The organism is Pseudoalteromonas sp. ESRF-bin5 (assembly GCF_002632075.1).
In the GTDB taxonomy this organism is placed as follows: Bacteria; Pseudomonadota; Gammaproteobacteria; order Enterobacterales; family Alteromonadaceae; genus Pseudoalteromonas; species Pseudoalteromonas marina.
Genome location: NZ_NTLW01000026.1, coordinates 1 through 13,683 on the forward strand (window position 1 = coordinate 1; position 13,683 = coordinate 13,683).

Annotated in this window: 12 protein-coding genes and 2 pseudogenes; 4 read left to right on the forward strand and 10 right to left on the reverse strand. The window is 38.7% G+C overall.

The window, feature by feature from the left end:
• The 6 genes and pseudogenes from BCG07_RS00345 to BCG07_RS00370 form a co-directional block, all read right to left on the reverse strand.
• Positions 1-1,493, reverse strand: a 1,493-nt coding sequence (locus tag BCG07_RS00345) for an efflux RND transporter periplasmic adaptor subunit (protein WP_286887968.1), incomplete at its 3' end; no start/stop codon positions are given.
• Positions 1,493-2,920 carry a TolC family protein gene (locus tag BCG07_RS00350; RefSeq protein WP_004589253.1) on the reverse strand — a complete coding sequence of 476 codons (1,428 nt, stop codon included), beginning with the start codon at positions 2,918-2,920 and terminating at the stop codon, positions 1,493-1,495. The genes BCG07_RS00350 and BCG07_RS00345, both read right to left, overlap by 1 nt.
• Complete coding sequence (locus BCG07_RS00355) at positions 2,920-3,417, reverse strand: DUF411 domain-containing protein (RefSeq protein WP_004589252.1); 498 nt, start codon at positions 3,415-3,417, stop codon at positions 2,920-2,922. Before BCG07_RS00355 ends, BCG07_RS00350 begins: the two co-directional genes overlap by 1 nt.
• A gap of 107 nt (positions 3,418-3,524) precedes the next feature.
• Positions 3,525-3,884: a hypothetical protein gene (locus BCG07_RS00360; RefSeq protein WP_004589251.1), complete on the reverse strand. Its 360-nt coding sequence runs from the start codon at positions 3,882-3,884 to the stop codon at positions 3,525-3,527.
• Between the two features lie 119 nt (positions 3,885-4,003).
• Positions 4,004-5,179, reverse strand: a pseudogene (locus tag BCG07_RS00365) (IS4 family transposase).
• Positions 5,180-6,031: 852 nt separating this feature from the next.
• Entirely contained in the window at positions 6,032-6,241 is a 210-nt protein-coding gene (locus BCG07_RS00370; protein ID WP_064664176.1) for a hypothetical protein, read from the reverse strand.
• Positions 6,242-7,049: 808 nt separating this feature from the next.
• On the opposite strand from BCG07_RS00370, the gene BCG07_RS00375 reads away from it, so the two are divergent.
• Complete coding sequence (locus tag BCG07_RS00375; RefSeq protein WP_286887975.1) at positions 7,050-7,928, forward strand: hypothetical protein; 879 nt, start codon at positions 7,050-7,052, stop codon at positions 7,926-7,928.
• Between the two features lie 16 nt (positions 7,929-7,944).
• Here the strand turns inward: BCG07_RS00375 and BCG07_RS00380 are convergent, their stop codons facing one another.
• The 3 genes from BCG07_RS00380 to BCG07_RS00390 all read right to left on the reverse strand — a co-directional run bounded on the left by BCG07_RS00380 (position 7,945) and on the right by BCG07_RS00390 (position 10,418).
• Complete coding sequence (locus tag BCG07_RS00380; RefSeq protein ID WP_286887977.1) at positions 7,945-8,913, reverse strand: replication initiation protein; 969 nt, start codon at positions 8,911-8,913, stop codon at positions 7,945-7,947.
• 699 nt (positions 8,914-9,612) lie between these two features.
• Complete coding sequence (locus BCG07_RS00385) at positions 9,613-9,897, reverse strand: hypothetical protein (protein WP_024601268.1); 285 nt, start codon at positions 9,895-9,897, stop codon at positions 9,613-9,615.
• Positions 9,898-10,025: 128 nt separating this feature from the next.
• Complete coding sequence (locus tag BCG07_RS00390; protein WP_138529304.1) at positions 10,026-10,418, reverse strand: hypothetical protein; 393 nt, start codon at positions 10,416-10,418, stop codon at positions 10,026-10,028.
• Between the two features lie 578 nt (positions 10,419-10,996).
• On the opposite strand from BCG07_RS00390, the gene BCG07_RS00395 reads away from it, so the two are divergent.
• Positions 10,997-11,200 (forward strand): hypothetical protein, encoded by a 204-nt coding sequence (locus BCG07_RS00395; RefSeq protein ID WP_004589242.1) that lies wholly within the window; start codon positions 10,997-10,999, stop codon positions 11,198-11,200.
• Between the two features lie 77 nt (positions 11,201-11,277).
• On the opposite strand, the gene BCG07_RS00400 is transcribed toward BCG07_RS00395, so the two are convergent.
• Positions 11,278-12,927: a recombinase family protein gene (locus BCG07_RS00400; RefSeq protein ID WP_004589241.1), complete on the reverse strand. Its 1,650-nt coding sequence runs from the start codon at positions 12,925-12,927 to the stop codon at positions 11,278-11,280.
• A gap of 71 nt (positions 12,928-12,998) precedes the next feature.
• On the opposite strand from BCG07_RS00400, the pseudogene BCG07_RS00405 reads away from it, so the two are divergent.
• Positions 12,999-13,238 (forward strand): annotated as a pseudogene (locus tag BCG07_RS00405) (iron-sulfur binding domain-containing protein); the annotation flags it as partial.
• Positions 13,239-13,487: 249 nt separating this feature from the next.
• The coding region (locus BCG07_RS00410) for a transposase (RefSeq protein ID WP_138922260.1) at positions 13,488-13,683 on the forward strand (196 nt) is incomplete at its 3' end.

Consider the following 13,683-nt stretch of genomic DNA (forward strand, 5'->3'; position numbering starts at 1 on the left):
ATCAAACCAGATACTGTTGCTGATGATACTTCAGGCTCACTCATGATATGAATTCCAGTAATTTCATATCCACCGTCTTCGGTTTTGCTCACTTCAAAGTGCAAAGATTGACCTGACTTTAATGAGTCAATATCGACTTTTTCAGCCACAGTAAAATCCATAACCATTTCAGGCCAATCCCAAGCTTCAGCAGGGCCATGTGAAATATTAACCATGCGGTGCCCTGCCATAACACTATTAACATCCCCTTGCATCCAAACAGAGTTAGGCACTTCATCATGAGTCATTCGTTTAAAGTCAGAGCTTTTACTTGATTCAGAATCAATCAAGAATTGGGCAGATGTCACCACAACGTCATCTTCATTTAAGCCGTCTAATATTTCGATGCTGTCGATATCAACCCGGCCAATAGTCACTTCAATAGATTTAAATTGCCCATCACCTAACGCAAGTACTACTCTGTCCTGTTTACCTGTTCTAATAACGGCTTCTTTAGGCACGAGGATGGTGCTATCAGCTTGATTAGCGTGAATAGAGACTTGTGCAAACATATTTGGTTTTAATTGATAGTCTGTGTTATCAAATTTCAATCTCACTCGGAGTGTGCGTGTTTTACTGTTCAATGTTGGATAAACATAATCAACGACACCAGCCCAGTCCTCACCGGGTAAATAATCCAGTGTCATTGATACAGGAAGTCCTTTTTTAATTAAGGCTGCGTCACGTTCAAACACTTCTGCTTCAACCCAAACTTGATCTAGCTGGCCAATGCTTAATAAGGTGTTTCCCGGCTTTACATAAAAACCTTCTCTAACCTTCAAACCATCGACAACACCTGCTTGTGGTGAATAAAAGGTAATTGTTTGCTGAACCTTTCGTGTCTTTTCTAGCTTTTGAACAAAGTCTGCTGAAAGCTGTAACGCTTTTAGGCGATCTTTGGCTGCTGAAATTAAAGAACTATTGTTGCGCTTTAACGCTATTAACAGCTCTTCCTGAGCATTAACTAACTGAGGAGAATATAGTGTATAAAGAGGCTGCCCTTTCTCTACAGGGTTACCTGCTGCTTTGATGTAAAGTTTATCAATCCAGCCATCAACCCGTGGGTGGATATGAATTAGCTTATCTTCATCATATTGAACATAACCTACCGTTGAGATTTCAGTATGCATATTTTTCAGTTCAACAGGTGCAGTGCGAACCCCAAGGTTATTCACTACATGAGGCGCAATTTTTACTGCTCCGGGGCCAAAGTCATCACCAGATGATCCTTCCTCATACACTGGAATTAGATCCATCCCCATAGGCGACTTACCGGGCTTGTCCCGGCGGTAATTAGAATCCATCGGTGCAACCCAATACAGAGGCTTTTTTTCTCCTGATGTTGCTTCATTACTATTACTGTTTGAGCCAGTACCTTGATATAAACTCAATGCTCCAGCACCAAGTGCTGCCCCAATGATGATGGCAATAATTGTTTTTGTATTCGTTGACATTATTTTTCTCCAAATTGCTGACTGGATAAGTGCTGATTAGTTTTGTGTGAAGTTTGCATCGACTTATGTTCAGCATTTGAGTTAGATTGAGAATGCGCAAAGAAATAGTTGATACGAGCAACTGTTTTAAGTGCGTCAACATCAATTCTTAAAGCTGATATTCTGGTATTTAATTCGGCAATTCTTGCTCGAACAACTTCGGCAAAATCGCCATCATCATTTGTGTAGGCTGTCAATGACGCTTCTGCTTGGTCATGAGTTTGTTTAAGGAGTTGTTCTTGATAGATAGATTGTCTATCTGATAAGCGTTTAAGCTGTCTTAGTTCTTTTTCTAAAACACTGATCATTTGCTTTGTCAGTAATAGTTTCTCGGTTTTAATAGTCTCTGAATCTGCAATAGAAGCTGCAACTTGCTTATCTTGTCTGTTCTCGGTAAACAAGGGTAAATCAAACGTTACCCCAACAGAAAATAAATCAGCTCGGCTATCACCAGAGGGCATATTGTCGCGATAGGCATAACTAGCATTAACACCCCATTGCGGCTCATATTGCTGTTTGGCTAACTCAATTCCTTTTTCTGAAGCTTTGCGTTTTATATCAATCGCAAGTATGGCTGGGTGATTCGAAAGCTCCTGAGCCAATAGATTTCTTGAGTAATTAGATGCTTTTAGGACTGTTGGATTATTCAATTGAATCGAAGGCAATTCTTTTGAGACGCTAAACTCTAATGGTTGCGCGTCAAAGTTGAATGATTCATTCAAACGATCCGCATCGTAAATATGAAGCCACTCATTGAGACGAGCGATTGTCGTTTCTAGTTTCTGCTTTTGCGAAGTTAATCTGTCATCTAACTGCACGATTTCCAACTGAGCACGAATAACATCTTGCTGTCTAGTTTTACCAACAACGTTTGAATAGCTAGCTTTAGCCACTTCCGCCATCTGCTCAAAGAGAGACCAATCATCTTCAATCAATTTAATAGTTTGTTGGGCTAAGTAAGCATCTAACCAAAGTTGTGACACTTGGCTTTTCAACTTAGCTTTACGATCCTCTCGTAACAGTGGAAATTTCGTGGACTCAATTTGTAACTGGTCTTTCTTGATCTCTAGACTGTCGCCTCTCGGAAACATTTGAGAGACGCCAACCTTTAGCTGAGTCATTCCTTCCTGATCTAAATCCCAAGTATCTGTTGGTAAATTCATTATCCCTAGCGATACTTTCGGATCAGGCAAAGTACCTGAAGCAATACTTCTATTTTCAACTGCACTTTGTTTCAATCGGCTACCATGAAGCCAAGGATCATTTTGCTGAGCTAAGGTGATAGCTTGTTCAAGCGACACTACTTTCTCAGCTTGAGCTGAGAATACAGATAAGCCGAGTATTAATGCAGTTGAAAGTGAAGTAAGGTTTGAAGAGTTCAATTTCATTAGAATTGCTCCTCGTATGTCTTAACTTTTGCATAGACTTTGCTCGTTCCATCTTTAAATAGAATTAACACGTTGTATGGCATAAAGCGGTCATCGACTTCCATACCGGGAGAGCCAACTGGCATTGCTGGAACTGAAAGCCCAATCGCATTGGGATGTTCTTCTGATAAGAACTGCTGAATAAATTTAGCAGGTATATGACCTTCAAAGGCAAATCCATTTCTACTCACTGCCGTGTGGCATGAACGGTAATTAGGTTTGATACCATACTTAGTTTTGATGTTGCCGATGTTTCGGAAATCTTTGGAATGCGCAACGATCCCTTTGTCTTCAATATGAGTTATCCATTTTTTACAACACCCACAAGTAGGGGTTTTATAAACGATTAACTCCAAAGGTGTTACGTCGTTATTGTGTGCATGGTTATGTTCGTTGGCGTTTGCAAACGCAGGTGAAAGCAGCATTACTACTGCTATTTTTAAATACTTATTGATCATTTTTGCCCCCAGACATCGCTGGAAAATATCTATAGCGCTACGACGCTATATTGACTAACAGAAAAATTAATTACATGTGCGAGAAAATTGGACGCACTAATCCTGTATTAGGCAAAAATTGGTGGACGATAAAGGGAAGTGGAAATTGAATGAGGTTGTTTAGATTGCAGAGCAGCTACAGATTCACTGAATATTTGAATATCTGTCGAATCAATACTGGAATTTAGGACTGTCGTAGATGAGCAAGCATTTGCAGGACAAATACATTCAACGTCACAACAATCTTCTGATTGACCATTACTGCTTTTATTCATATCACCATGATCCATGTTCATGTTCATGTTCATGTGTGATTCGTGAGAACCTGATGACATTTCACAAGGCATAGCAGAATACGCAAATGCTTGCCCTACAAAGGCAACCAGCATAAGCGTCATTACTAAGACTTTTGAAAATGCTTTAGACATAAAATTCTCTTACAAATATACATCTCCAATACTAATGCAAATTTTTGACTAAGTCAATTGATGCTGTATAAACATTTATGAATATTTGCTGAGGGATCCCCTCGAATTTGACCATAGTATCAGCTCTTTTCCAGTTTGATGACACCCCAGTCAAACTCTGCGGCCCAGAGCGTGACTTGCCGTCTTGCCGCTTGTATCTCTTCTTCAGTTAAGCCCAGCTGGGCGGCCTTTGATAATCGCATTCCCAGGTAGTTAAATGAGAGTACTCGCCGATGTTTGATGCTGTTAGCCTGAAACTGCAAGTGCTTCCCGGCCAGCTCTGCCGCCAGCCCTATCATGTAATGCAACCAATTTGCCAGTGCCGCCAATAGCAACAGCACTTCCAATCGTTCGCGTTTATAAGTACGGTGGGCTTCGCTACCTAAGCCATAGGTCTGGCTTTTCTGGTCGCGGAAGCTCTCTTCTATTTGCATGCGTTTGCCGTAGCATTTGGCAATCTTCGTCGCGTAATCGAAGCAATTGGGCAAGGATGAGACCAACAACCACGGCTCTTTATATTGCTTGTGTTTGTCGGATTTTCGCAGCTTCCAACCGGTGCCCACCAGCACGGCTTGAGTGCGATATTGCTGGGCTTTGGTCAGCTTAACCTCACCCAAGACTTGGGGCGTAGGGCGTGCTTTTTTGTAGGCTTTGGCAACCGTGATATAGGCATCCTGGCCGGGTAGTTGCAGTGTCTGGTTGCCACGAACTCTGGCAATGTAATGCCAGCCGAGCTTACGTATTTGCTTAAACCACGGCACTTTAAAACCCGCATCGGTAATAATCACCGGCTTAAAGTCTGCCGGCAGTACCTGCTTTAACCGGTATAAAAACGCCCTGTGTACGTGTGGGCACGTATACTCGTCCATCGGCACAACAACTTGATGTAACGTCAGTGGGCGACCTTCCAGCGCCAGGCTGGCACGCAGGATAAAATGGCGCTTTTCGGTGTCGGCATTGCTCCAGTCCACTAAAATCAGCGGCTGTTTGCCCTGACGTAGCAAGCGGGTCATTTCGCCATAAATAAGCGGCGCCTCTGCTTGAAGCGCTTCATTTCTTAGCAAACGGTCAGCTCGTTTGATGCCGTGTTTTTATGACGTTTCACTGTCAAAATTACGGCCGATAGCCGTTACCGTGCATTGGCCATTCTGCATCAAGCTTTGTACTGCCGCCCCCACAGCTAAAAATCGGGCTTTGTGCATACATTTGGGGGTGACAAATGAGAGGAAATCGGCGAGCATTGTTTTTACATTCATGGCAGCATTCATGGTTAGGTGTTTTTGGCGAAAGATCAGATCGGGAACTGCCATGAATGTTCCCTTCGCCTCTAACTATTTGTTTTATCTACGCCATTCGTGGGGATTCGTCAGCTATATTGCTTTAATTAAACTTACAAATACTTTTAGGTACATCTGATATTTGTGCAAGCTATAAATTCGTTGCTCACCATTGACTAGAAGTGTCCGCTTTTGGCACTCTCCAGCCACTCGACAACATAATAATTGGTAAAGTATTTTACTGTGTCTGATGGCGCTTAGCTTATCCGACCTACTCTGGCACTAACTGAAAATACTTTTACTCTAAATTAAAATTGAAGCTCTAATCAAAAATATCAATTTTTGTGCCCTGTTTTACTTCAAATTGTAGTTATTCTCAAGCTGTGGCTCAAAATCATCTGAAATGATGGTACCCACAAGCCCACACTTGATATCTAATATTTCATAATTTATACGTTGATGTTTGTCGAATCAAAATATTTTAACTAGCTTAAAGGCAGACTGGTCAAAAACTTAAATACTTATAAAACTAAAAAAGCGCCTGATTAACTCGGAGCGCTTTGTGTTTAGGACAAATAAACAGGTTTTATACAAATTTAAATAACAAATATTTGAGCGCTATCTTCATACTACGCTTATTGCTTTGGCAATATTGCTCATAGTTAATTATGCCAATAGCCATTTTGCTACAGAATAAAGTGAGCGAAATAAACCACGCAAAATTTTGAGTTGATTGATATTGAAAAAATAGTATAGCTGAGCCAATGAATGCAATAGTCGAATAGACGACTTCTATTCGATATTGATTAATAGTTTTCAATATTTTGAGCATTAAAAACCGTCATCGAGCGGGTCAAAAGCATCAAAACAGTCATCATTGTTTGAATCGGCTATCGAATCTTCAATTTCATAAACGGTCATTACTCGATTAGATTGGCCCACCACATTGCCGCCAACATCAACAATATTACAACTCGCATTCGTAATAGGCAGACCGCTGGCTGGATTAATCGCGATATCAGTAACGTCATTATTTTTCATTTTTAAACCTTATTAGTCATTAATTTGCTTTCAAATTTAATGATTTCGTGATAAAAAACAATCCGTTTGACTGCGCAGCTCAGCAACAAACGGTTTGAATTAAGTAATTAGCCCTTCCCTTATTACACCTAATTTTATTAAGTAAAACCTTTTATTCTTTTTCTAAAAAAATTCATTAATAAGTTTATTTTGGAGGCGGCTTTTGTCTGCAAGACAGGTTTTTTTAAACGCATTTTTCGGCACGAAAAACTGCAAAATAGCGCCTCAGAATGAGGCCAACAAGCGCGTAATGTGGTGTAGGCGAAGCCGTAGACACATGGAGAAAGCGCGAATGTACAGCTGGTCTGTACTGACCGCGATAGTGTTTCGCATCAGCGAAATTCGATTAAAATTTGGCACAAATTGTATCGAACCACCTATTTTCGGAGAAAATAACAGCAGATGAAAAAGGCGAGTAGTGAGGAACTCACAGCCTTGTCAGGCGCGGCAGTATGGCGGTCAGTACAGAGCGTAGCTCGGTGCATTCGCGCTGGGTCTACAACGCTAGCGCGATAGCGCGTCGAGTCAGCTCGTTGCGGAGCAACACCAGAGCTGACGGGCGTTTTAGGCCCTATGGTTGAACAACGAAGTTGAGAAACCATCAGCTGAAAGCTGCTTTTGTTGCGATAATTATCGCGACAATGATTCCGTGCATGCTGTCAGAGCATCTCGGAATGAAAAACGGAAATACATTTATAAAATGATGATAATTTTTGTGTTGCGGTACTAGTTAATTTTACTAATTAACTCACTAAAAGGATTTTGTGAATTGACTCAGCAGCCATCAAAAAAATTAGAAATAAACAGCTCATTACTACTTAACTACCCTCGCTATTTTGATATAGATATGCGGTATTATCCAGGCGCAAATAACCATCAAAAAGGCGTTAACAGAACCAAGGTCTCGGTGCTTATTGCAATTCGGTTTTCTATTATTACCCCAGGCATTGTTCGTTGGTTATATGGCATCAATCATCGGTTGGCATTAGAGCATTTAAACCGGCTAGAAAAAGATGGGCTATTGCGTGTGGTAAAAACACACCGCAGTCCAGATGGTCGTGTCTACGTGCCTACCTATACTGCAGCCAAATTTGCAGAGGAGTTAATGGGCATCGATATACATTTTAGAGCGAATAGAAACCCTGCTCTGCAGTTCAATCAAAACAATGTAATGCATAACCTGATTAATGCATTTGTCATGCTGCGCGGTATACATAATTACCACAGTGATGAAACGTACGCACCAATGTGGACGGGGTTTATTACCGAGCCTGAATTTCAACGAATTAACAGCCTATCCGCAGCAAGAACTGTGGATGGCGCTGTGTTACTTCCTGATGGCTTAATAGCCGCTATTGAGGTGGAGCACTCTTTTAAAAACAAAACTGCACGACAGGCCATTTTGCTAAAATATTTGGCCTCGTTAAAAAATCGTGATTACAGTAAGATTTTTTTGTTCTCCCAATCAGTCAAAATTTTTGATGACATTAAGCGACTCCACGAACAGCTATTTGAGGAAATGCCGCAACGTTTTGACAAAAAAACACGAGCACCACTTCTCAGTGAAAGCGATGCAGAGCTGCTGCGTGCCTCAATAATATACCGAACTAAACTGTGCACTGAAATTGAGAAAATGTTTTACTCGTAATGCAGTAGTATAAACATTAAGTCGTTATGGTTTTTTTGTTCAATTGTTTAGAGTAAAAAATCTTAGTTTCATCGTCACCAAGGATTTTTGCATACGTTATACAGCGCCTAATATCGACTTTTGCCAACCTAAAAGTAGGGTTTTGATTCTGCTTTAACAACTCATAGGTTCGTAATAACGTGAGGTTTGCACGAGCCCAGACACCTTCTTTAGCTGACCCTTTTTTGACTTTAGGGCGGCGAAATAGATTCGGCCGTGCTATATGTTCACTTTTACTAGGGCACTGGGTGATGTACGCAAACTCAATCGCAGTAATACAATTGCCCATTTTTTTGGGCCTAAACGTTACGCATATATCTGTGTGGGCATTGATTTTTTCAATAGCCGGTAGCAATACGCGATTTTTAAAATCCCGCCATGCTCCGTATGATTCAGATAAAAATAATTTCTGTTTCATCTCTGGTAGTTGTAAATTCAGGACTACAGAGCCCCGTCGTTTGTAATTTTTATAATTTCGCACCTCGTTTAGGAGTGAATACAACCGAAATGATGCTAACGTGTTAAGTTTTACTGTGTTATGAAAGTATAATCTTGTGAAATCACCCTCAATATTAAAAATATAGGGCTCGATGTCTTTTGAGAACTCCAATGTGATAAACGAGCCCTGATTTTTCACCTTTTCATATCTAGCATTGCTCACCCAGGGGATTGAAAGCGACTGCCCGCTATCGTCTAAAATGCTTACAGATTTATCTCTTAGTGACTCTACAGCTGCGCTCAGCTGCTCATAAACGCTGTGCTTACTCAGACCGAAACACTTGGCATATTCCGTTGGATAAATCACAATTTTTCCTGGGTTAGACTTTTTGGAATTAATTTTAGACAACGCTAGATTTATTAATCGCTGCTCATTAACCTCTAGCGAATAACCCGCATGTAATAATTTATTAGCGAAAACAATTTTTGGAGAATTTTTACTGCTCATTTCTCTACCTCATTTCTGGTTGATGCTGTTATGCTAACCGCGGCCCAACCAATAAAAGAAATTTCGGTAAGTTTTTTGATAAATAAAATTTTTATTTATTCACAGCATACATGTCCCCCTAAACCGTATAAATTGCCTACTCATTTCGTATAAAGTGCCACAACAAACATATAAATTGCCCACCAAACACTTAAATATTTCATTTCATTACACAAGCTTATGACCCTCTAAAAGTATTAAAATAGAAAAAGATAAAATAAAGGCTCATTTGGCACTTTTATAGATTTATTAATTCATTTCTGGCGGTTAAAAAAATAAATTAATTATTTTTTATTTTTTACCTCGCCAATATGATTTGTAATGAGGCTACTGAGTGAACTAACTGAAATACGCAAAAGGGAGATAGATATAAATCTACCTCCCTTGTGCATTTGACCTCTAAGCCTTGCCAAACATGATTACAATGACTGCGCTTTTGAGCCACCGTAACGAACCCCTGTATTTGCGCAGGACTCCCTCCCAGGTTTGATACTCAGTAACTGAGTAAAATGCCCTATTAAACGCTATTGCAGTTAGGGCAGCGAATCAGCAAATAATGATTCACGGCATATTTGGGGAGACATGATTAGGCTGTTATTTTTGTTTTGAAAATAACTATTTTGGCCTCAGTTTCTGTAGCTAACTTTTTCCAATTTGACCCTAAGAAAAAACATCATCCTCGAAGTCACATGGCAGCTCCACCCGCTCTACTGGGTCGCTAATCAGGGCATGCATCAGCTCGTAGGTAAACTTTCGCATAGCATACTGATTTAGCTCTTTATTCGCTGTAATTTCAGGGCCAATTACCTCCCATAGCTCATCTAAATTCGCATTATCACTGCGTAATTCTAATAAGTTTATCTGATGGTCATTCGTGGTAATTACTCGGCAAAATGTTTGTAATAAATTTAAAAAATCCAATGTTGATACGTATGCATGTTTCATGTGTTCACTATCCTTGTGTGTTTTGTTATCAAAATCGATAACGTATTAGTAAATAAAATCAGACATGGGTATTTAAAACGGTTTACGAAAAAATTTTTAAAAAAGCGAACAAATGTTCGCTTAGGGGGTTATGCATTGTCGATAATATCGACCCAATCACTTTCTGCTGCTGCAAAAAATGTTGTTGGCGTTTGCATAAATATTTGCTGAAACTCCTCAGAGAACAGCTCACAAAACTGTGTTATTTGCTCTATGTAGATAAGTAAAAAAAGCGTCATGTCGTGCCCTTCTAAATACCTATTCTCAAAACTTGGATTTTTTTCCAACATACTATTTGAAATACTAATGCCAAGTATTTTTCCAACGCTATCTCTATGTAAATAGATGTAATTATTGAAATTTAACTCTAATGTTTGTTCATTAACTACATCTGCTAACAATAAAATTGTAGAGCAGTCATCCCACGGAGATCTACTGGCTCGAACGTATTGGCGAATAAATTGAGATTTAATATTTTTCATGATTTGTCCTCGTTAATTGTCCTGAAATTAACTAGGGCCATGCGATGGGTAAAAATAGAAAATCACGTTTATGTAGGCTAAATTTGCAAAAAGAATAAAAATCATTAAGGTTAAAAAAGTTCCTAACTTTGAGGTAGAACAATATGACTGATTATATTTGGCTATTACCTGCGACCATACTAACAATAGTTTTAGTCAAGCTTATTAAAAAGTCCAGAAAGTAAACCTACACTTTAAGTGCATAAATAATTCAGTGTGAAAAATAACTTAAGCCTACCTATTGATAATAAAAATATTGAACAATTAATGAACCAACCCTAACGATCGCTTAAAAAAAACACAAATAAAATTACTTTATCCTCCATTTATCTAAAAAAAATTAAATAAAATTTTGTATATTTTTCTGAATTTTAATCAAGATGAAACGTAAATCTCCATTTGGCGGAGGTATTCAGAAGTTCATCAAAAAAATCACTAAACTTTTGAAATTTATTGAAATTAGTTATCATAGTACTATTAGTTTGATTAATTAAAACTTCAAGCTAACCAATTCTTTTTTTAATAAATTAAAGGTTTCTATGCAAATTATTTTTTCTAATAATGATGGACTTCAAATGCAAAAAGGATTTGCGCTAGCGATAATTACCAATCAAGGTAAGATTATTCAGTCAGGAATGGTTGTTGAGTCAATGGTCTTTGAAGCCATGTTGGCCCACACTATTGAAACCTTTTGTTCTAAGTTTACAAGTATTGACCCTAATTATTTTAAAGAACCTCAATAGCTAAGCCCTTTAGCTAAGTAATATTAAGTATGGCCTGTTGCAAGGTTAAACTTGCAACTGACCTCTTCGTAATTACGTCAAAAGTCATAACCACTAACTAGCTCACCAGTATGTTTATGCAGACGTAACAAACGCCTCTTATCATTATGAAATTCAAGTAAAAGCTCAAAGTAATCAGCATTTGAGGTACCTAACAGACGCTCAAATACATTATTGAGGCCACCTTTATCGCCGCTAAATGTATTTAATTGTAAACTGATGCTTTTAAAAGTGTCTTTAACTAGTTGACGAATAGCTAGACGTTCGTCGTTGGAAAGTTTTATAAGGTTTTTAGTAATTGATAACCACCGATCAGTTACTTCATCACGAAATGAGTTATCAATTCTAGCTAACTTATTTTTACTAATACTAATCTGCGACTCAACATCACGTGCCTCAGACTCAAGTTTGGATATTTTGTTAGCAATGGCCTGTGGCGGAGTTCCATTTAAAGTCAGAAGAGCCTCAGTAAATAAATCTATATCACCATTAATTTTAACTAAACGCGCCCTAAGATTAGCCTCTTGGCTGTTAATGGCCTCCCTATCTCCACCTTTTAACAAAATACGCTGTAGGTTAACCTTATCTTGGCAAAAAGTGACAACTGCTTTTTCTATCACATCAATTTGGACGGTTGAATTCATTTCACAGTTATTTTTTCGCCGTGCTTCAACACAGCCATATCGTTTATGGCTGCTTTTTACTTCATTCAAACATTTGTTTCGATAAACAACATGTGAACCTACAGACTTTCCGCAATTGCCGCATTTAAATACACCTACCCCAGATAAAATACCAACAAACTTCTGTGATTGTTTAGTAGCGCCACGCTTAGATGAATCAGCGACTAAAAAGTTAAATTCAGATTCACTCATCAGCGGAGGATAATAACCTTTAAGGCCATACTCTGCATTCCCTACTTTTACATTGAGCTCACCAATAAGTGAACGACGCTTAACCTCTTTATATACATTGGCACCAGTATGATGAATAGTGCCTGCACCAAACTCACTATTAATTAACATTGCTATTTTTATGCCGCCATATCCTTTTTTAAAAAGCTCTATTTTGCGGAGCATAATTTTTTTATGATGTGGCTCAAATTCAAATATTTTTTTATCATCATTCCACACAGTCCAACTAGGCGGCTTACCACAATTTACTCTGAATCCACGCTTGCCCGCACTCCAATCATCACACTGCTGTTTCAATACATCTCGTACACGTTGAGATTTGGTTTCACTCTCTTCATTTGCTCGCATGAAGATCATCAACATGGCAAGTAACTCAAACGGGTTTTCATCAATAAGTTGGCTGTTATATTCTTTGTTGTCTATTGCGGTTATTACTGTAATACCAGCATTGATTATCTGAGTTACAATACTTGCGCATTCTGAGACCTTCCTTCTTGACATTCTATCTAGACTTTCAATAAGCAAAACTGAGCCTGAAGGGATATTACCGTCCTCTATCGCTTTTAAAAATACTCCAAATGCACCTTTTTTAATATTATTTCCATGATATGCACTAAGGCCTAGATCTCTCATTGTAAGAGACTCATCCAATAATAATCCTCTTTCCTTAGCTACTTTATTTGCATAATCTAATTGCCTTTTAAGGGAATGTCCCTTGGCTTGCTCTTGAGTAGAAAATCTCACATAGCTGAACAACAAAGGTTTTTCTGACATAGGGCTTTTCAAATCGTTAGTTATCTATTATGAAAGGACTGTATCACAATCTAGTTTAATTATACATTGTCTGGCCGACAATAGCAGTCGACACTCACATCGATCGTGTATCAAACCGCACTAAGTTTGCTATGGGCAAAAATGTTGTTGAGGTTGAGAAAAAACTCGAAAAAGTGGTACCAAAAGAGTTCAAAGTTGATGTCCACCATTGGTTAATTCTGCATGGCCGCTACGTGTGCACTGCTCGCAAACCTAAATGCGGCAGCTGTATTATTGAAGACTTGTGTGAGTTTAAATATAAAACAGAGTAAAAGATAAGTTTACGCATAGTGATCAACTTTTTACTTTAAAACAGTTGTAGGACATTCGCTTGCGTGAACTTTTATTGAGAATGAAACATTAAACATGGGCGTGCATAAAATATAATTAATGCACATTTACAAAGTATTAATTTCACAAGTGCCAATGCATTGGTTATGCTACTGAGTATTATAAGATTTTATTACGAAATGAATCGCCCCGTGTTTGCCAGAGACTCAATAACTTGAGAAACTGGAACTATGAAAAAATCAAATCGCTATACATCAGAATTTCGTGAACGTGCAATTAGGCTTGTTACCACACAACAGCATGAATACCCTTCTCTTTGGGCTGCGCTAGTATCGATTTCAGATAAACTGGGATGTACCCCAGAAACACTTAGAGCATGGGTCAAGAAATCTCAAGCTCAACCGTCTAAACCCTCTTCTAATACGC